The organism is Paraburkholderia sp. Cy-641, from assembly GCF_011752945.1.
Lineage (GTDB): Bacteria > Pseudomonadota > Gammaproteobacteria > Burkholderiales > Burkholderiaceae > Paraburkholderia.
Genome location: NZ_VWWM01000043.1, coordinates 39,572 through 59,695, shown reverse-complemented (window position 1 = coordinate 59,695; position 20,124 = coordinate 39,572). Strand labels below are relative to the sequence as shown.

General features: G+C 64.0%; 16 protein-coding genes. 4 read left to right on the top strand and 12 right to left on the bottom strand.

Going from position 1 to position 20,124, the window contains the following annotated elements; all coding sequences use genetic code 11:
- Positions 1-87: 87 nt before the first annotated feature.
- From esaR to def, 8 genes are all read right to left on the bottom strand, one after another.
- Positions 88-774 carry a response regulator transcription factor EsaR gene (gene esaR, locus F3J20_RS22180; protein WP_167042120.1) on the bottom strand — a complete coding sequence of 229 codons (687 nt, stop codon included), beginning with the start codon at positions 772-774 and terminating at the stop codon, positions 88-90.
- Positions 775-3,201, bottom strand: coding sequence for a PAS domain-containing sensor histidine kinase (locus F3J20_RS22175; protein WP_167042118.1), 2,427 nt, complete (start codon positions 3,199-3,201; stop codon positions 775-777).
- Positions 3,191-3,790: a DUF4390 domain-containing protein gene (locus tag F3J20_RS22170; RefSeq protein ID WP_167042116.1), complete on the bottom strand. Its 600-nt coding sequence runs from the start codon at positions 3,788-3,790 to the stop codon at positions 3,191-3,193. The genes F3J20_RS22175 and F3J20_RS22170 overlap by 11 nt, the downstream gene beginning before the upstream one ends.
- Positions 3,787-5,226, bottom strand: coding sequence for a 16S rRNA (cytosine(967)-C(5))-methyltransferase RsmB (gene rsmB, locus F3J20_RS22165; protein WP_167284508.1), 1,440 nt, complete (start codon positions 5,224-5,226; stop codon positions 3,787-3,789). Before rsmB ends, F3J20_RS22170 begins: the two co-directional genes overlap by 4 nt.
- Before the next feature lie 208 nt (positions 5,227-5,434).
- Positions 5,435-6,292 carry a zinc metalloprotease HtpX gene (gene htpX, locus F3J20_RS22160; protein WP_167042112.1) on the bottom strand — a complete coding sequence of 286 codons (858 nt, stop codon included), beginning with the start codon at positions 6,290-6,292 and terminating at the stop codon, positions 5,435-5,437.
- A 105-nt stretch (positions 6,293-6,397) separates the two neighbouring features.
- On the bottom strand, positions 6,398-7,039 hold the full coding sequence (locus tag F3J20_RS22155; RefSeq protein ID WP_167284507.1) for a LysE family translocator: 642 nt from the start codon (positions 7,037-7,039) through the stop codon (positions 6,398-6,400).
- Between the two features lie 112 nt (positions 7,040-7,151).
- A complete protein-coding gene (fmt, locus tag F3J20_RS22150; RefSeq protein ID WP_167284506.1) occupies positions 7,152-8,153 on the bottom strand; it encodes a methionyl-tRNA formyltransferase in 1,002 nt (333 codons plus the stop codon).
- Between the two features lie 28 nt (positions 8,154-8,181).
- Positions 8,182-8,685 (bottom strand): peptide deformylase, encoded by a 504-nt coding sequence (gene def, locus F3J20_RS22145; protein WP_167042106.1) that lies wholly within the window; start codon positions 8,683-8,685, stop codon positions 8,182-8,184.
- A gap of 253 nt (positions 8,686-8,938) precedes the next feature.
- Here def and dprA point away from each other — a divergent pair, with 253 nt between their 5' ends.
- The 3 genes from dprA (at position 8,939) to F3J20_RS22130 (ending at position 13,749) form a co-directional block, all read left to right on the top strand.
- Entirely contained in the window at positions 8,939-10,303 is a 1,365-nt protein-coding gene (dprA, locus tag F3J20_RS22140; RefSeq protein WP_167284505.1) for a DNA-processing protein DprA, read from the top strand.
- Positions 10,304-10,404: 101 nt separating this feature from the next.
- Entirely contained in the window at positions 10,405-10,782 is a 378-nt protein-coding gene (locus F3J20_RS22135; protein ID WP_167042102.1) for a thioredoxin family protein, read from the top strand.
- 297 nt (positions 10,783-11,079) lie between these two features.
- Positions 11,080-13,749: a DNA topoisomerase III gene (locus tag F3J20_RS22130; protein ID WP_167284504.1), complete on the top strand. Its 2,670-nt coding sequence runs from the start codon at positions 11,080-11,082 to the stop codon at positions 13,747-13,749.
- Between the two features lie 156 nt (positions 13,750-13,905).
- Here F3J20_RS22130 and F3J20_RS22125 read toward each other — a convergent pair whose 3' ends face one another.
- Complete coding sequence (locus F3J20_RS22125; protein ID WP_167042098.1) at positions 13,906-15,006, bottom strand: LysR family transcriptional regulator; 1,101 nt, start codon at positions 15,004-15,006, stop codon at positions 13,906-13,908.
- Positions 15,007-15,347: 341 nt separating this feature from the next.
- Entirely contained in the window at positions 15,348-17,204 is a 1,857-nt protein-coding gene (locus tag F3J20_RS22120) for a phosphoenolpyruvate carboxykinase (GTP) (RefSeq protein ID WP_167284503.1), read from the bottom strand.
- A gap of 384 nt (positions 17,205-17,588) precedes the next feature.
- Between F3J20_RS22120 and F3J20_RS22115 the strand changes: the two genes are divergently transcribed.
- Positions 17,589-18,602: a D-2-hydroxyacid dehydrogenase family protein gene (locus F3J20_RS22115; protein ID WP_167284502.1), complete on the top strand. Its 1,014-nt coding sequence runs from the start codon at positions 17,589-17,591 to the stop codon at positions 18,600-18,602.
- Between the two features lie 110 nt (positions 18,603-18,712).
- On the opposite strand, the gene F3J20_RS22110 is transcribed toward F3J20_RS22115, so the two are convergent.
- Together F3J20_RS22110 and F3J20_RS22105 are read right to left on the bottom strand one after the other, a co-directional pair.
- Positions 18,713-19,591, bottom strand: coding sequence for a patatin-like phospholipase family protein (locus F3J20_RS22110; RefSeq protein ID WP_167284501.1), 879 nt, complete (start codon positions 19,589-19,591; stop codon positions 18,713-18,715).
- Between the two features lie 78 nt (positions 19,592-19,669).
- Positions 19,670-20,074, bottom strand: coding sequence for a PaaI family thioesterase (locus tag F3J20_RS22105; protein ID WP_167042090.1), 405 nt, complete (start codon positions 20,072-20,074; stop codon positions 19,670-19,672).
- Positions 20,075-20,124 lie beyond the last annotated feature (50 nt).

The following is a 20,124-nucleotide window of genomic DNA, read 5'->3' as shown; positions in this document are numbered from 1 at the left end:
AACGAAACTATATCAAGCGATCCGTAGTTCAGCAAGCCCTTTCATAAAAAATTTTGTCGACCGGCCTTTGCGTGCAATACGTGGCACTCATTCGCCCTTGTTCTTGCCGAGATCGACGCCGAGTTGCTTGAGCTTGCGATAAAGATGCGTGCGTTCGAGGCCGGTCTTCTCCGCGACACGCGTCATGCTGCCGTTCTCGCGCGCGAGGTGATATTCGAAGTAAGCGCGCTCGAAGGCATCGCGTGCATCGCGCAGCGGAATGTCGAACGAGATCGATGCCGTTTGCGCAGTGAGCGCGCCGCCGCCGATGCCGTCGGCCGAGAGTATCGGCAAGGCGGCTGCCGATGCGACCGCCGACGCGCTCACCGGCATCGCCGGCTTCGCGGCCGCGCCTCCCTGCGCCGGCGCATTGCCGCGCGCGAGACCTTGCTCGACCGCCTTCAGCAGCTTCTGCAACGCAATCGGTTTCTCGAGAAAATTGAGCGCGCCGATCTTCGTCGCTTCGACCGCGGTATCGATGGTTGCGTGGCCGGACATCATGATGACCGGCATGGTCAACTGACCTTGCGCGGCCCATTCCTTGAGCAACGTCACGCCGTCGGTGTCGGGCATCCAGATGTCGAGCAGCACGAGGTCCGGCGCCTGACGCAAGCGGAACTCGCGCGCCTCCTGCGCATTTTCAGCGGCCTCCACGACGTGTCCCTCGTCGCTCAGGATCTCCGAGAGCAATTCCCGGATGCCCATTTCATCATCTACCACCAGGATGGTTGCCATTTACGCTGCCCTTGTCTGCACTGTTGCTTTTGTCGTTCCCTGCGACGTACCGCCATGCACCGGATGCGCGCCTGCGCCATGCGCACCGGGTGCCGCCGTGTCGTCCGCCAGTTGAAGGAAGAGGATCGAAATCTGCGCGCCTTCGATCACGTCGCCGGCCTTCATTCGATTGCGAATGTCGATGCGCGCGCCATGTTCGTCGACGATCTTCTTGACCATCGCAAGACCCAGGCCCGTGCCCTTGGCCTTGGTGGTCACGTAAGGCTCGAACGCGCGCGTGAGAATACGCGCGGGAAAGCCCGGTCCGTTATCCGACACTGTCAGACGTACCGCGACGCGTACTTTGCCTTCCGCATCGGGGTCTCCGTATTCTACTGTCCTCGTCTCGAGCAAAACACGCGGATGCTCGACCTCGGCGACCGCATCCTGCGCGTTCTGCAACAGGTTGTGAATCACCTGGCGCAACTGCGTCGCGTCGCCGCGAATCGCGGGCAACGCGGCGAGTTCGACCTGGATCGCGCCCTTGCCTTCCTCGATACCGTACAGCGTGAGCACTTCGCTGACCAGATCGTTCAGTTGCAGATGCGCGAGCACGGCCGGTGGCGTGCGCGCGTAGTCGCGGAAATTGTCGACCATCTGCTTCATCGCCGCGACCTGATTGACGATCGTGGTCGCGCCGCGCTTCAACACGTCCGCATCGGATGGCGCGAGCTTGTCGGCGAGCTTCATCTGCAAGCGCTCGGCGGAAAGCTGGATCGGCGTGAGCGGGTTCTTGATCTCGTGCGCGAGACGCCGCGCGACTTCGCCCCAGGCAATCGAACGCTGCGCGGAGATCACGTCGGAGATGTCGTCGAACACGATCACGTAGCCCGAGGTCTGCATGTCGTCCGTATCGCGCTCGGTGGCCGAGACGAGACGCGCGCCGCGCACGAGCAACGTGAGCGGTTCGGTTTCGCCCGGCACCTGCACCGAGAACTGCTGCTGCCAGTGTCCGCCGTCGTCGCGGCCGTCGCCGCTCGCCGCTTCGCGGTCGGCAAAGGCCTTGCGCACCATCGCGCCGAATTCGCTGAGCACACCGATCTGATCGAGCGACGAACCGAGCACGGTCTGGAACGGCTGACGGAAAATCCGCTCGGCACCGCGATTCGCGGTGGTGATCCTGAACTGCCGGTCGAACACGAACACGCCCGCGGTCAGATTCGCGAGAATGCTTTCGAGATACGCCTTCGAATGCTCGAGCGCGATGCGGTTGTTCTCGACCGCCGCCCGCGCTTCGGACAACTGCCGCGTCATCGCATTGAACGACTGCGTGAGGAAGCCGAGTTCGTCGCGTGACTTGATCTCGCGCTTCGGCGTGTAGTCGCCCTCGGTAATTTCCTTGGTGCCCTGCGCGAGCAGGAACAACGGCCGCGCGAGCTGATTGCCGAGCGCGAGCGCGAGCATCATCGCGATGAAGGTCGCGAGAAACAGCGACAGCGTCAGCGTGCCGATATACATCTTGCGCAGGCCAGTACGGCCGAGCGCCTTCTCCTGATACTCGCGATAGGCGCGCTGCACCGAATCGGCATTGCGCGCGAGCGTGGTCGAGACCGGCTGCGTCAGTTGCAGGAAGCGTTCGGCTGGCTGCAGGAGCGACGCGTTCGAATCGGGAATGCGCTGCACGACGCGCAAACGCAGCGCGCCCTTGCCGCCGTGCGCATGCGGATCGCCGTCCACTTCGCCTTCGATCGCCGCATAGCCGCGACCGCGCGCCTGGTCGATCATCAACGGGGTCGGCAGATCGCTCGGCAGCAGCATCGCGTAGTTGCCGGACGCCTGCGCGACCACGTGCATGTCCGGCGTCGCGCCCGACATGCTGCGGGTCGGCTCGACGATCGTCGCGTCCTGCACGCCGAACTGATCGCGCAAACGCAGCAACGTCAGCGTGGTGCCGGCGGCATCGGCGCTGGCCAGTTGCTCGGACATCAGACGCGCCTTCGTCTGCAGATCGGACAGCGACGCGTCGAGCATGCCGCGCCCGAGATTGAGGCCGGCCGAGAGCGCGGTTTCGACGTTCACGTCGAACCACGATTCGATGCTGCGCGAGACGAACTGATACGACACGATGTAGATGATGCCGCCCGGCACGACGCCGACCAGCGCCATGAAGAACGCCAGCTTCGCGAGCAGCCGCGTGCCGAATTTGCCCGTTCGCAATCGCACGATGATGATGACGACGAGCGCCGCCACCACCAGCAGAAAGATCATCGCGACCGCGACGTTGGCCGCGTAGAGCCACTGGTAGTAGCGGTCGAAGAATTCGGTATTCGCGCTCGCGGCGGCCAGTAGCACGAGCAGCAGCACGGCCGTGACCGCGACCGTCGACACCAGCACGCGCACGACGATGCTGCTGACACTGGTAGGAGATGAGCGCACTTTATTTAGCACGTTCTGTCGCCGTGAAAGTGAAACGCTTCCAGTCGGAGGCGAGGTTCCAGTCGCGGTTGTTCACCGCGTCGATCTGGAACGGCTTGGGCATCAGTGCGATGTCGAGCTGCATGCGCACCGACGCGGTATAGGTTTCGTCGGCATGCACCTGGTTGCGGTCGATCACGTGCCACGACGTGATGTGCTTGATGACCGCGAGCGCATCCTTGAGCGAGGAAAAGCCAAGCTGCAACCCGCCCGACGATACACTCGACACGCGATACTCGCGCGTGAGCGGCTGGAACGACAGGCGCAGGCTCTGCGATACGCTCACTGGCTGCTCGTCGAACCAGTACCAGCGCGGCCGGCTCAGTTCGAAATCGGTCGTGAAATAAAGCGGAATGCCCTTGTTGACCGCGTCTTCGAGATTGCTGTTCAACTCGAAGTCGAAGTGCGCGTCGAGACTCCAGCCGCCGTTGTCGGCCTGCAGCGACGCCCGCTGCACCGCGATCGAATCAGCGTGCGCAGCGCCTGGCGCTGCCAGCCATACGGCCAGCGCGATCCAGAACACGGCAGCGAGCCGAAGCGGGAAGAAGCGTTTGATGGTCACCGTTTCTGAAAGCGCGCGTAGAAAAATCCGTCGTGGTCTGAGTTCGCGCCGGCGCTCTCTTCAGCAGGCTGTCCGGCATGAGAACCGGCCGATGAGTCGGCGGGCGCGCGGGCCACTGAGGGTAAAAGCTGCCCCGGCGCGTCCAATCGTACCGCATCCTGATGCTGGTTTCCAAACCACTGTGCCTGCAACTCGCCTTCTTCGGGGAAGATCGAACACGTAACGTAGAGCAACTCGCCGCCTGGTTTCACGAGCGGCCAGAGCGCGCCGAGAATGCGGCGCTGCTCGGCGGCGAGCGCGGCGATGTCGGATTCGCGACGCAGCCAGCGAATGTCCGGATGGCGCCGCACGATGCCCGAGGCCGAGCACGGCACGTCGGCGAGGATGCGGTCGAACGGCTGGTCGAGGTCGTCGTGCCATTGCGCGGGGTTGCCCGCGTCGCCGATGCGCACTTCTGCTTCGAGCTTCAGCCGCCGCAGGTTTTCGCCGATGCGGCGCGCGCGCGACGCGTCGCTTTCGAGCGCAACGAGTTGCAGCCTGGCGAGTTCGAGCAGATGGCCGGTCTTGCCGCCGGGCGCCGCGCAGGCGTCGAGCACGCGCATACCGTCGCGCGCGCCGAGCAGTTGCGCGGCGAGTTGCGCGCCGGCATCCTGCACCGACACGGTACCTTCGCCGAAGCCGGGAATGCGCTCGACGGGCATCGGCGTGTCAAGCCGAACTGCATGCTCGCCCACCTTGCGCGCGGCGATGTGATCACGCTGCAGCACTTGCAGGTACGCGTCGACGGTCGAATGGCGCGCGTTCACGCGCAACGTGAGCGGACCGTGCGTATTGCCGGCCGCCAGCACGGACTGCCATGCGTCAGGCCACGCGCGCTTCACCGCGTCGATCCACCAGGCCGGATAGTTCCAGCGCGCCACTTCGTCGGCTTGCATGGCGGCGAGAAGCGTCTCGCGTTCGCGCAGGAAACTGCGCAGCACCGCGTTGACGAGCCCCTTCGCGAAGACGAATTCGCGACGCGCGCCGATCGCGCTCACCGCCTGGTCGACCACCGTGAACGGCGTGTAGGCGGCGCTCGCTTCGTCGTCGACGAGCAGCGCGAAAGCGCAGGCGAGCACGTGGGCAACGTGCGGCGGCGGCGCTTTCCTGACGAGCTTCGCGATCAGCCACTCGGCGCTCGCGAGGCGCCGCATCGTGCGGTAGGCGATGTCCTGCACCGCGCCGCGTGCCGCCGCGGCGCTGCCTTCAGGCACGGACACGAGAACGGCTTGCAGCGCCGCGGGCAGGGCCGCGCCGAGACGCACGGCACCGACAGCCTGAGCCGCGCAGTCGAGCGCGAATCCGAGCGATTCGGGCGACAGATGCAGCGCCGACAAACGGGATTCGCGCGAACGCGCCAGCGAAGAAGCAGAACGCGAAGAAGGCTTTGATGTCATGAAGGGAGCAAAGGCGAGCCGCACGGTGCGCGCGGCGCAGTCAGCGCACATTGTAGCGTGGCGCCAGGCGGGGACAGCCGTGGGGGCGGACGATGGCGGCCGGGCAATCGCACAATGGCAGGGAAGGGCGCAAAAAAAGCGGGCCTCGCGGGCCCGCTTTGCGGTATTTCACGCTTCACGCTTACGCGCCGACCAATCCCCCTGCGACTCAGTCGAAGCGCCCCGTGCGCGCCATTTCCGTCAAACGCGCGATGCGCTCTTCGGTAGCCGGGTGCGTAGAGAACAGATTCGCGATGCCGCCGCCCGACAGCGGGTTCATGATCATCATCTGTGCCGTGGCCGGATGGGCTTCGGCAGTCGGAAACGGAATGCCGCTCGCGTAGCGGTGAATCTTGTCGAGCGCCGAAGCAAGCGCCTGCGGGTCGCCCGAAATCTGCGCGCCGCCACGGTCGGCTTCGAATTCACGGGCACGCGAAATCGCCATCTGGATCAGCGCACCGGCGATCGGCGCAAGCAGCGCAACCGCGATACCGGCGATCGGGTTCGCGGGACGGCCGTTTTCATCGCGGCCGCCGAAGAACATCGCGAAGTTCGCCAATGCGGAAATCGCACCGGCCATCGTTGCCGAGACCGTCGAGATCAGGATGTCGCGGTGCTTCACGTGCGCGAGTTCGTGCGCCATCACGCCGCGCATTTCACGCTCCGACAGCACGCGCAGAATGCCCGTGGTGGCCGCGACCGCCGCGTTCTCCGGATTGCGGCCGGTGGCAAACGCGTTCGGCGCGTCTTCGTTGATCAGATACACGCGCGGCATCGGCAGGTTCGCGCGCGTGGCAAGCTCGCGCACCATGCGATAAAACTGCGGCGCGCTGTTTTCGTCGACTTCCTGCGCGTTGTACATGCGCAGGACCATCTTGTCCGAAAACCAGTACGAGAAGAAATTCATCCCGAGGGCGATCACGAGCGCGAGCATCATGCCGCGCGAACCGCCGATCATTCCGCCGATCACGATGAAAAGGGCCGTGATGGCGGCCATCAGCATCGCGGTTTTAACCCAATTGAACATGTCTGCAACTCCTTGCCCTAAGCGTGGGCTTCGTCTCCAGGCCGCGCGATTGCGGCGCCGGATTGTAAGCGAAATGTTAGATATGGGCGGCGCAGGAAAATTCAATCATCGTGAGGTGGTCGCGAGCTTGATGCCAAGGCCGACGAACGCGCTGCCGACCCCACGATCGAGCCAGCGCTTCACCGCCGGCTTGCCGGAGAAGCGCTGCGTCACGCTGCCGGCGATCCACGCGACAAAGCTGTTCCAGATCATGCTCATGACGACGAACACCGCGCCGAGCGCGAGGAACGCGAACGTCTTGTGCTCGCTGCCCGTCGCCACGAATTGCGGGAAAAACGACACGAAGAACAGCACGACCTTCGGATTCAGCACGTTGGTCCAGAAGCCTTGCAGGAACAATTGGCGCAGCGACTTCGGCGCGGACGGCGAGCGCGTGTCGTTGACAGGCGCATCCGGCGCCGGTTTCGCGAAAATCAGGCGCGCACCGAGATAAATCAGGTAGATGGCGCCGATGAATTTGACGACGGTGAACGCCGTGGCCGACGCGGCAAGCAACGCGGTCAAGCCAAACGCGCACGCCAGCGAATGAATGCAGCAGCCGGCCGAAATGCCGAGCGCCGACATCAGACCCGCGCCGCGGCCCTGCGCGACGCTGCGCCCGACGATATAAGCCGTATCCGGCCCCGGCGTGACATTCAGAAGAAAAACCGCGACGACGAAAAACTCGAAATGGACGATGCCGAACATATGAAACCTCGAAATTTTGCCTGCTGCATGGAGGATTCTAACGCGCGGCAGGCTCGCGGCGGCGCCCCTGAACATCAGCCGAACGGACGATGTTCAGGTCATGCGAAGGCAGCTATTCTGCCTGTGGAAGTTGAAAGCGCTGTCCCGTAGCGAGTGCCGAACCGGCCAGGAATTCGCGCACCGGCAGGCGCTTGCCGCCGGGTTTCTGCAATTGCGTGAGACGCAGCACGCCTTCGCCGCACGCGACCACCACGCCCTCGGGCGAGACGTCGACGATGGCGCCAGGCGCCTTGCCGTTTTTGCCGCCCTCGGCCTCGGCCGGCTCGGCAACCGCGGCCCAGATCTTGACGACGCTGCCGTCTTCGAGCGTACCCGCGCCGCCGGGAAAGGGATCGAACGCGCGTACCTGGCGCGCGAGCGCTTGAGCCGGGCGGCGCCAGTCGAGCGCCGCTTCATGCTTGGCGATTTTTTCGGCATAGGTTACGCCGTCCGCCGGTTGCGGCGTCGAGGCGAGCTTGCCGCCGCGCTCGAGTTCGATCAGCGCTTCGACGATCAGCTTCGCGCCGTCTTCCGCGAGACGGTCGTGCAGGGTGGCCGTGGTGTCGTCGGCGGTAATGGCTGTGCGCGTTTCGGAGATCATCGCGCCGGTGTCGAGGCCGACGTCCATCTGCATCAGCGTGATGCCGGTCTGTGCGTCGCCCGCTTCGATCGCGCGGTGAATCGGCGCCGCGCCGCGCCAGCGCGGCAACAGCGACGCGTGAATGTTGATGCAGCCGAAGCGCGGAATCTCGAGCACTTCCTGCGGCAGGATCAGACCGTACGCGGCGACCACCATCACGTCGTGCGGCGTGGCGCGCAACTGGTCGATCGCGGCGGCGGCTTCCTGCGGATATTTGCCGGCGCGGCGCAGCGAGGTGGGCTGCGCCACGGCCAGCCCGTGCTCCTGCGCGTAGCGCTTGACCGGGCTCGCCTGCAGTTTCATGCCGCGTCCGGCAGGCCGGTCGGGCTGCGTCAGCACGAGCGGCACCAGAAACCCGGCGCGATGGATCGCGGCCAGCGCGGCCGCGGCGAATTCCGGCGTACCGGCAAAGATGACGCGCAACGAATGGCTCATGGATGGACGTGGGCGAAGTGAACGCGCGTTACATCGCGTGGGCGAGCTTCTTCATCTTGCTCTTGATGCGCGTCTGCTTCAGCGACGACAGGTATTCGACGAACACGCGGCCCATCAGGTGATCCATTTCATGCTGGATGCAAACGGCCAGCAGCCCCTCGCAATCGAGCTCGAAGGTCTCGCCCTTCTCGTTCAGCGCGCGCACGCGCACTTTCTCGGCGCGCTCGACGTTGTCGTAAATGCCCGGCACGGACAGGCAGCCCTCTTCCGAGAGCTTCCGCTCATCGCTCGACCAGACGATTTCCGGGTTGATGAACGCGAGCAGTTCGTCGTGCGTTTCCGAGACGTCGATCACGATCACGCGTTCGTGCACGTCCACCTGGGTGGCGGCGAGCCCGACGCCGGGTGCGGCATACATGGTTTCGGCCATGTCCGCGACGAGACGGCGAATGCGCTCGTTGACTTCCGCGACCGGCTTCGCAACCTTGTGCAGCCGTTTGTCCGGGTAATTGAGGATGTTCAGTAAAGCCATGATTTCGAGTGTGATTTCAGACGCCGCCAACCATTGGGACGCCCGCATTGGCCATTCGGCCAGGTTGTGAGCACGTCGCAATACGCAGAGGATGATGGTGTCGAACCGGCTCGATTCAACACGCCCCGTGCGCCGGACGACGAACCCGCGCGGGTGGGCGCGGCGCCGCGATTATTCGCGGTTTATTTCGGATGATGAAAATTTTAGCATGGCGCCCGCCTACCCGCAGGCCCAGCGAAAGGAACGCCCCTGCATGCACACTTTGTCCGCCAGCCGTATGGAACTTGCCGCGTGGCTGCGGCTATCGCTCGCGCCGGGGTTGAAGCCCGACGCTTTGCGCCTCATGCTGGGCGCTTTCGGGCTGCCTGAAGCGATTTTCGCCCAGTCGTCGGAAGCGCTCGCCGAAGTCGCCGGTGAAGCCGCGGCGCGTGCCGTGCTGGCGCCGCCGGCACCGGCCTTCGAGGCGCAACTCGACGCACTGCTCGCATGGCGTGAGTCGCCCGGCAATCAGATCGTGACACTCGACGACCCCGCCTATCCGCCCGCGCTGCTGACGATGCCCGATCCGCCGCCGCTGCTATATATAAAGGGCCGGCTCGATCTGCTGCATACGAGAGCGGTGGCGCTGGTGGGTAGCCGCAGCGCGACGCCGCAGGGTGTCGAGGATGCGCAGCGGTTCGCGCGCGAACTCTCGGCGGCGGGCGTGACCGTCGTGTCGGGACTCGCGCTCGGCATCGATGGCGCCGCGCATCGGGGCGGCCTCGAAGGCATCGGCGGAACGGTCGCGGTGATCGGCACCGGAGCGGACCTCGTGTATCCGGCCGCACACCATGCGCTCGCGCGCCAGATTGCGGTGCAGGGCGTGATCGTTTCGGAATGGCCGCTCGGCACGCCGGCGCGCGCCGCTAACTTTCCGCAACGCAATCGCCTGATCGCGGGGCTCGTCAGCGGGGTCGTGATCGTCGAGGCGGCGATGCGCTCCGGTTCGTTGATCACCGCGCGGCTCGCCAATGAAATGGGACGCGACATCTTCGCGTTGCCCGGATCGATTCACGCGCCGCTGTCGCGCGGCTGTCACCGGATCATCAAGCAGGGCGCGAGGCTGGTCGAAACGCCGGACGAAGTGCTGGAGGAACTGGGGTTTGTCCGGCGCCCGGAAGTGCGGGCTGGCCGGCCAGCGAGGCAAACCGTTTCGCTCGACCGCGATGCCGGTTCGTGCGTTTCATCAGCGCCGGAGTCTGCTTACGCAGGCGAACGCGATAGTCGGCGCGCGCTCGCAACGACGCAAGGCCATGCGGCGGCGACGATATCCGCTGAGACAGCCTCTGCCGTCAAACTCCCGCAGGAATCCGTAACGGCCAAACCGGCGGGCACGACCGCATCCGCCACGGTCGCCTTTGCGAACCCGCTTGCGCCCGCTCCCTCGCCGAAGCCGCTCGCCCCCGAAGCCCAACGCCTGCTCGCCGCGCTCGGCCATGCGCCGACCACGCTTGAAATTCTTGCCGCCCGCACCGAGATGGGAGACGCCGCCTTGCAAACCACCCTGTTGCAACTCGAACTCGCCGGCGAGGTAACGCTGCTGCCCGGCGGCCGCTTCATGCGTGCCCATCGTGGCTGACCCGCAACAGGCCTTGCGCCGAGCGGCGCGGCCCACCCTTTGGGAGCGGCCATGCTACATTCGCGCCAAAGCACCCGATCTAACGCCAAGGAAACCACCTCATGCCCGCGCTGAACCTCGACACCGACCAGGACCGGATTGCCGAGCGCGTCAACGAACCCGACACGCTGTTCGTTGCCTGCCTCTGCGCGGAGTGGTGCGGAACGTGTCGCGAGTACCGGGACGCTTTCAACCAGTTGGCCGAGCGGCACCCGGAAGTCTGTTTCGCCTGGATCGACATCGAAACCCATGCGGATCGCTTCGACGATCTGGACGTCGAAAATTTTCCGACCATTCTGATCGAAGACTCGGTTACGACGCGCTTCTTCGGTACGGTTTTGCCACAGGTATCGATCGTCGAGCGGATGCTGTCGGACCTGACGGCGCTGCCCGGCGTGACCGGCGCCCCCAAGCTGCGGCCCGCGCTGGCAGTCGCCTGAGCAGTTTTGCGCCGCGCGACAGGGCGGCGCAAAGGCCGCCAAAACCGATGGCGCGGGCGTTGCGCCGCGCCGCCGACGCGCCGCAGCCGCAGTGAACACCCGGCGTTCGCCGCGGCTTGCCCAATCGCAAGGCGCGCAATTATGATGGCGCGCTTTCATGGCACTTGACACGCCGGGTTCGCGCCTTGTGCTATAAAGCGGTCGTTAATGGGTCGCAAAAGGGCACAGACGAGCGTCGCGCGCTAATTTGGCGCGCTCAAGGCCACCAACCCGGATCTACCAACCTCACATCGAGTCATGTCCAAAGCACTGATCATCGCCGAAAAACCTTCTGTCGCGAACGACATCGCGCGCGCTTTGGGCGGCTTTACCAAGCATGACGAGTACTACGAAAGCGACGACTACGTCCTTTCCTCGGCAGTGGGCCACCTGCTGGAAATCGCCGCGCCCGACGAATACGAGGTCAAGCGCGGCAAGTGGAGTTTCGCCAATCTGCCCGTCATTCCCCCGCATTTCGATCTGAATCCGATCGCAAAAAGCGAATCGCGCCTGAAGGTGCTGACCAAGCTGATGAAGCGCAAGGACGTCGACCGTCTGATCAACGCATGCGACGCGGGGCGCGAGGGCGAGCTGATTTTCCGCCTGATCGCGCAACACGCGAAAGCCAGGCAGCCGGTGCAACGGCTGTGGCTGCAATCGATGACGGCCGGCTCGATTCGCGACGGCTTCGCGCGTCTGCGCAGCGACGAAGAGATGCAGCCGCTCGCCGACGCCGCGCGTTGCCGCTCGGAGGCGGACTGGCTCGTCGGCATCAACGGCACGCGCGCGATGACCGCGTTCAACAGCAAGGGCGGCGGCTTCTTCCTGACCACGGTCGGGCGCGTGCAGACGCCGACGCTGTCGATCGTGGTCGAGCGCGAAGAGAAGATTCGCCGCTTCGTGCCGCGCGATTACTGGGAAGTGAAGGCGGAGTTCGTCTGCGCGGCCGGCTTCTACGAAGGCCGCTGGTTCGATCCGAAATTCAAGCGCGACGAATTCGACCCCGAAAAGCGCGATTCGCGCCTCTGGGCGCTGCCCGCGGCCGAGACGATCGTCGCGGCCTGTCGCGGCCAGCTCGGCACGGTGACCGAGGAGTCGAAGCCGTCCACCCAGCTCTCGCCCGCCCTCTTCGACCTGACCAGCCTGCAGCGCGAAGCCAACGGCCGTTTCGGCTTTTCGGCAAAGAACACGCTGGGGCTCGCTCAGGCGCTGTACGAAAAGCACAAGGTGCTGACCTACCCGCGAACCGACGCGCGCGCGCTGCCGGAAGACTATCTGGATACGGTCAAGCAGACGCTCGGCATGCTCAAGGAGGGCAACAACTACCTGCCGTTCGCAAAACAGGTGCTCGACAAGGGCTGGGTGAAGCCGAACAAGCGCATCTTCGACAACTCGAAGATCAGCGATCACTTCGCCATCATCCCGACGCTGCAGGCACCGAAGAACCTGTCCGAGCCGGAGCAGAAGCTCTACGACCTCGTCGTGAAGCGCTTCCTCTCCGTGTTCTTCCCGGCCGCCGAGTATCGGGTCACGACGCGTATCACCGAAGTGGTCGGTCATCATTTCAAGACCGAAGGCAAGGTGCTCGTCGAGCCGGGCTGGCTGCAAATCTACGGCCGTGAAACCAGCGGCGACGACGCGAACCTCGTGCCGGTGCAAAAGGACGAGAAGGTCAAGACCGACAAGATCGCCGCGCAGCAACTGGTCACGAAGCCGCCCGCACGCTACAACGAAGCGACGCTGCTCTCGGCGATGGAAGGCGCGGGCAAGCTCGTCGAAGACGACGAACTGCGCGAAGCGATGGCGGCCAAGGGTCTCGGCACGCCGGCGACGCGCGCGGCGATCATCGAAGGTCTACTGACCGAGAAATACCTGATCCGCGAAGGCCGCGATCTGATTCCGGCCGCCAAGGCCTTCCAGCTGATGACGCTGCTGCGTGGCCTCGGTGTGAAGGAACTGACCGCGCCGGAACTGACCGGCGAATGGGAATACAAGCTCTCGCAAATGGAGCGCGGCAACCTGCCGCGCGACGCGTTCATGCAGGAAATCGCGCGCATGACGCAAACCATCGTCAAGCGCGCGAAGGAATACGATTCCGACACGATCCCGGGTGATTACGCGACGTTGCAGACACCTTGCCCGAATTGCGGCGGCCTGGTGAAGGAAAACTACCGGCGTTTCGCGTGCTCGAAGTGCGAGTTCTCGATCTCGAAGATTCCGGGTGGGCGCCAGTTCGAAATCGTGGAAGTCGAGGAGTTGCTGCAGAACAAGACGATCGGGCCGCTGTCGGGTTTCCGCAGCAAGATGGGCCGGCCGTTCTCGGCAATCCTGAAACTGACACTCGACGACGAGATCAAGAACTACAAGCTCGAATTCGATTTCGGCCAGGATGCGGCCGGCGAAGACGGCGAACCGCCTGACTTCTCCGATCAGCAGTCGGTCGGCGCGTGTCCGAAGTGCAGCGGGCGCGTGTTCGAACACGGTATGAGCTACGTCTGCGAGAACTCGGTCGCCAATCCGAAAACGTGCGATTTCCGCTCCGGCAAGGTCATCCTGCAACAGGAAATTGCCCGCGAGCAGATGGCCAAGCTCCTCGAAGAAGGTCGCACGGACCTGCTGACGAACTTCAAGTCGTCGCGTACGGGCCGTAACTTCAAGGCGTTCCTCGTCAAGCAGAGCGACGGCAAGATCGGCTTCGAATTCGAGAAGAAGGAACCGGCTGCAGGGAAAACCGCGGCGGCCAAGACCACGGCGGCCAGGTCGGCGGCGAAAGCGGCACCGGAAGCGGACGAAGGCGATACGGCCGTGGTCGTGAAGGCAGAGCCGGCGGCGAAGAAGGTGGCGGCCAGAAAGACTCCGGCCACCAGGACCGCGGCGGCAAAGAAAGCGCCGGCAAAGAAGGCCGCAGCGCGGAAAACCGGCTCGTAAGGCAGGCCCAGCCTGGCTGGCAGGTGTCATTCGCAGCAGGATGGCGCATCGCTTGCCAGCATCGGCTTCATCCGCCGCCGTCGATAAAAAAAGGCGCAGTCACGTAAAGTGACTGCGCCTTTTTAATGCGCGGCCCGCGTTGCCGCTAACTTCTGCTTACAGCGGCGACAATGCCGTCGGCCGGGCTCGGCTGGTCGTCTTCGTCAGCGTTTTTGCCACCGGCGACAACTCGCTATCGAGCAGCCGCGAAAGCGGCTCGGCACCATCAAATGCTTCCGGTGCGCGAGGCTCGGTGGAATCGAACATTGCCGATGTCGCAGGCTGCTCCTGGCCATCCTTGATCCACTGCTCGCCGAGCACGCTATTCGGCGTCTGGCTGAAATGCTCGACCAGATGGTCGATGAACGTACGCACCTTGGCCGGCAAATGGCGGCGGCTCGGATACGCAATGTTGATTTCGACCTGCGGCAGGCGGTAGTCTCCGAGCAGACGCACGAGCCTGCCGCGCGTCATGTCGCGGCCGATCAGATAGCTCGGCAGAATCGCGATGCCCATGCCGAGCAGCGCAAACTGCCGCAGCATTTCCGTGTTGTTCGCGACGATCACGTTGGACGGGCGCACGCGGACCTCACCGTCCGGTCCGGTAAACACGCGTTCGTCGCCCCAATATTCGGACGGCAAGCTCAGGCACGGATGCTCGAGCAGATGCTCGGGCCGCGTCGGCATGCCGTGTTTCTCCAGATAGGCCGGCGTCGCGCAGACGGTCATACAGCCCGTGGTGAGGCGCCGCGTGACGATGCTCGCGCTGCGCATCTGCCGCGCGATCACGACGCCGACGTCGAAGCCTTCTTCGACGAGATCGACCTGACGGTCGACCAGCGTGACATCGGGAATCACTTTCGGGTAGCGCTCCGCGTACGTTTGCAGCACGGGCGCGAGGTTATGCAGCCCGAACACGACCGGCGCGACGATGCGTAGCGTGCCGACGGGTTCGTGATTGCGCGCCACCACCATCTGTTCGACGTCTTCCAGTTCGTCGAGGATCTGACGGGCGCGCTCGAGATAGACCTGACCGGATTCGGTCAGCGACAAGCTGCGGGTTGTGCGATTGAGCAGCCGTGTACCGAGCCGGCCTTCGAGGTCGGCAACGTGACGGGTGGCGACCGCGTTGGAAATATCCATTGCGCTCGCAGCGCGGGCAAAACTGCCGAGATCCGCCACCTTGACGAAAACTCGCATCGACTGCAAATGGTCCATAAGACAACTCCTACCGTGTTACTGCTTCCTGACAATTAGTGAAAACCAGTGAAGCGAACTTGGAATTCTCCTACGACTCGCAAATTCGTGCAGAAGTTGCTGTCGGAACTCGAAATATTGTCAATTTTGGTACGACCATACCCTCTAAAGCAGGGCTCGGTCGCAAACTATTCTGAAAACTGAAACAATCTGCTGCGCCGCAGCTTGCACTGTCTTTTTTGTTCGAACAGACGCAAAGGTCATCCCGGCATTGCTGAATTCGAAAATATGGAGATAAGGGCGCCCCAAAAAAGAAAAGCCGCCCGAAGGCGGCCTTCCATGCGAAGTGAACACTCACATGATCAGGTGGTGAGCTTTTCTTCGAGTGCGCGCTTGGCTTCCGCCAGAGCCGGCGGCAGACCTTGCTGCAGCGTGTCAAAGAGCTCGGCATGCAGTGCGAGTTCGTCGCGCCAGGCTGCGTCGTCGACGGAAATCACCTGTTCGAACTGTTCGCGGCTGAAGTTCAGACCGCTCCAGTCGATGTCCTCGTAGTGCGGCGACACGCCGAACGCGTGCTCCTCACCCTGCGCCGTGCCTTCGATGCGGCCGACCATCCAGCTCAGCACGCGCATGTTCTCGCCGAAGCCCGGCCAGACGAACTTGCCGTCCGCACCTTTGCGGAACCAGTTCACGCAGAAGATTTTCGGCAGCTTCGCGCTCAACTGCTGCAAACGCTCGCCGGTCTTCAGCCAGTGACCGAAATAGTCGCTCATGTTGTAGCCGCAGAACGGCAGCATCGCGAACGGATCGCGCCGCACCACGCCCTGCTGGCCGGCCGCGGCGGCGGTCGTTTCGGAGCCCATCGTCGCCGCCATGTAGACGCCCTCGACCCAGTTGCGCGCTTCGGTGACGAGCGGCACGGTGGTCGAACGGCGGCCGCCGAAGATGAACGCGTCGATCGCGACGCCGGCCGGGTTTTCCCAATCGGCATCGATCGACGGACACTGCGACGCCGGCGCCGTGAAGCGCGCGTTCGGATGCGCGGCCTTGCGGCCGGTTTCCTTCGCCTCGGCCGGCGTCCAGTCCTTGCCCTGCCAGTCGATCAGATGCGCGGGCGGCTCGTCGGTCATGCCTTCCCACCAGACGTCGCCGTCGTCGGTCAGTGCGACGTTCGTGAAGATCACGTTTTCCTTCAGCGTGGCGAGCGCGTTGTAGTTGGTCTTCTCGCTCGTGCCCGGCGCCACGCCGAAGTAGCCGGCTTCCGGGTTGATCGCGTAGAGACGGCCGTCCTTACCCGGCTTGATCCAGGCAATATCGTCGCCGATCGTGGAGATTTTCCAGCCGTTCAGGCCAGCCGGCGGAATCAGCATCGCAAAGTTGGTCTTGCCGCACGCCGACGGGAACGCCGCCGCGACGTGATGCTTGCGCCCTTCCGGCGACGTCACGCCGAGAATCAGCATGTGTTCCGCGAGCCAGCCCTCGTCGCGGCCCATCGTCGACGCGATGCGCAGCGCGAAGCACTTCTTGCCGAGCAGCGCGTTGCCGCCGTAGCCCGAACCGAAACTCCAGATTTCGCGCGATTCGGGGAAATGCACGATGTACTTGGTCTTGTTGCACGGCCACGGCACGTCCTGCCCGCCCGTCGCGAGCGGCGCGCCGACCGAATGCACGCACGGCACGAACTCGCCGTCCTCGCCGAGCACGTCGTACACCTTGCGGCCCATGCGCGTCATGATGCGCATGTTGGTCACGACATATGGGCTGTCGCTCAGTTCGACGCCGATGTGCGCGATCGGCGAGCCGAGCGGGCCCATCGAGAACGGCACCACGTACATCGTACGGCCGCGCATCGAGCCGTCGAACAGGCCGTCGAGCGTCGAGCGCATCTCGGCCGGGGCAATCCAGTTGTTGGTGGGGCCGGCGTCTTCGGCGCGCTGCGAGCAGATGAAGGTGCGATCCTCGACGCGCGCGACGTCGGACGGATCGGAACACGCCAGATAGGAATTGGGACGTTTGGCGGGATTGAGCTTCCTGAGGGTGCCGGCTTCGACCATCTGCGCGCACAGCCGGTCATATTCTTCCTGCGAGCCGTCGCACCAGACGATCTTCTCGGGTTTGGTCAGCGCGGCGATCCGCTGAACCCAGTCGATCAGCTTGCGGTGCTTGACCCATGTGGGTGCCTCGATAGTGGGCAGCCCTTCGAACGAGGGATGATTCATCGACCTGTCTCCGTTTTGAAAGCAATAGAAAAACGGTACAAGCCCGGCGACGCTGCATGCGAGAGGCATTTAACTCATCGCGCCGGTGTGTATCGATTGCACTCCCGGCGCAAGATTGCGCAGATCGTCCTGGGCCACACAGCTTGCCAGGCGGAGACACCTTGCCGACAAGGCTTCTGCAACCTTGTGTAAAGCGGCTTGCCTCAACACGCAACAAACTGTAAAAACGTTCTCAATTCGCCTTCGCGTAGCGTAGCCGTTCTTTTCGCGGCGATTTCTACGGTAAGGCATCCAGCCAGACCGGCATGTGACCTAACTCACACGCCGGGGCAGTCAGCATAACACTCCATTCGCACCAACGAGGTGCGCAGCAAATTACATACCATGAAGATTGCCATCCTCGACGATTATCAGGACGCCGTCCGCAAGCTCGACTGCTTTCAATTGCTGGCCGATCACGAAGTCAAAGTTTTCAACAACACGGTACGCGGTCTCGGTCAGCTGGCGAGCCGGCTCACCGAAGTCGACGCGCTCGTCCTGATTCGCGAACGCACCCGCATCACCTCGCAACTGCTCGACAAATTGCCGCGTTTGCGCATGATCAGCCAAACCGGCAAGGTAGCGGGCCACATCGACCTCGCGGCCTGTACCGAGCGCGGCATCGCCGTACTCGAGGGCAGCGGCTCGCCGTACGCGCCGGCCGAACTGACGTGGGCACTCATCATGGCCGCCCAGCGCCGTATTCCGCAATACGTAGCAAACCTTAAGCAGGGCGCCTGGCAGCAGTCGGGGCTGAAGACGTCCGCGCTGCCGCCGAACTTCGGTCTCGGTCAGGTGCTGCGCGGGCAGACGCTCGGCATCTGGGGCTACGGCAAGATCGGCCGGCTGGTCGCCGGTTACGGCAAGGCATTCGGCATGAACGTGCTGGTCTGGGGCCGCGATCATTCGCGCGAAGCCGCGCGCGCCGACGGCTACGGCGTCGCCGAAAACCGCGAGGCGCTGTTCGAGAATAGCGACGTGCTGTCACTGCATCTGCGCCTGCACGACGACACGCGCGGCATCGTCAAGCAGGACGACCTGATGCGCATGAAGCCGACCGCGCTGCTCGTCAACACGAGCCGGGCCGAACTGCTCGAGGAAAACGCGCTCCTGAGCGCGCTGTCGCACAACCGTCCGGGCATGGTCGCGATCGACGTGTACGAAAGCGAGCCGATCCTGCAGGGCTACAGCCTGCTGCGCATGGAAAACGTGATCTGCACGCCGCACATCGGGTATGTGGAGCGCGAGAGCTACGAGCTGTATTTCGGCGCCGCGTTCAAGAACATTCTCGCGTTCGATTCCGGCGATACCGCGAACGTGGCGAATCCTGAAGCGCTGCAGGGCGGGCGTCGACGGTAAGCGAGGCAGGTAGCCGTATAAGTGCGGATGCCGGGCCACGGCTCGGCGTCCGGCTCATGCGCCGCGCGCGGCCGGAAGCGCGCGACTTGCGGGCGCGGCGCCCGCCTCGCTCAGCGCACTTCGTGCGCCCCCGCTTCCATCAAGGCAGGCATGCGTTCGAGGAAGACCTCGCCATCGGCGCGCCCGAGGTTGTACGCGTGGACCATCTGCGAAGGACTCGTGTAATCCCAGCTCGAAATCGGCACCTTGCGCGACGGCTGCACATAGAGCCGCTGCTGCACGCCATGCGGCACGACGAACATCTGCGGCCGCGGATAAAGACGCGTGACCATCACGAGCACGTTGCCCGGCACATCGGCGTCGAGCGCGCCGACCGGCACGTTGTCGACCATGCCGCCGTCCAGCACCGGCCGGCCGTTGCGGCGCAGAACCGGCGTGAACGGCGGCGTACTCGATGATTGCAGGATCAGATCCGCGAGATCCTCGACGCTCGCGCAATCCTGCGCGCGCACGAATTCCGGATGAAAGCCGAGCGTCTGTCCCAACGTGGGATGCAAGGTCTTGCGCACGTATTTCTCGATGTTGTACGCGATCAGTCCCGCGGCGACTGCGCTCCTCGCACCGAGCCAGCGCGGCAGATGCGACACGCCGATGCGAATCTCCGGCGCATGCGCGAGCTTCGAAAATTTTTCGCCGCAGATATCGAGCAGCGCCTGGCGGTAGATGCGGTAATGCGGAAACACCGACTCGCCGCGCAGCAGATTGCCCCAGTGCGCATTGCGCGTGTTGTGGCGCAGCGCGTCTTCGTAATAGCGCATGACCCACTCGGAATCGTCGCGCGTGTAAAGCATGCAGGCGGTGGCGGCGCCGGCCGAAATGCCGGCGATCACGCGCGGACGAATGTCGAACTGCGGCTGCACGACATCCCAGAAACCCGCCTGCCACCAGCAGCGGTTGCCGCCGCCGGCGAATACGACCTGATCGAACATCCTGCTTTTCCTTGCTGTTTCTGCTATTTCTGCTGCCCGTTTATGTACGGCGAGGAGTGACGCGCTTCGTCCGGGCTTTCAGTCGAGCAACGCGTAAGTCGTGGTCGCGTGGACGGCCATATTGCCGCTTTCGTCGAACAGCTCGACTTCGCCGAACACGAGATTGCGGCCCATACGAAGCACGCGCGCCTCGATCAGCACGTCGCCTTTGCGAACCGCGCGCATGAAGCTGATGTTCAGCGACACCGTGGTCATCGGCCTGAAGCCGCCGAGCGCGGCGGTAATCGCGACGATCATCGCGGTATCGGCGGCTGCCATGAACACCTGGCCGCTGATAATGCCGCCCGAGTGACGCCATTCACCGGAAAACGGCAGACGCAGCGTCGCACTTTCCTCGTCGGCCTTGACTGGCGTCAGCGTCAGCGCGCGGACCCAAGGCGCGAGGACCCGGTCGAGCAGCTCGGCAATCTCTTTCTCATTCATGGCAATCCCCGGTCGAAAGCCGCACGACGCATCGCGCGGCGAGGTGTCCG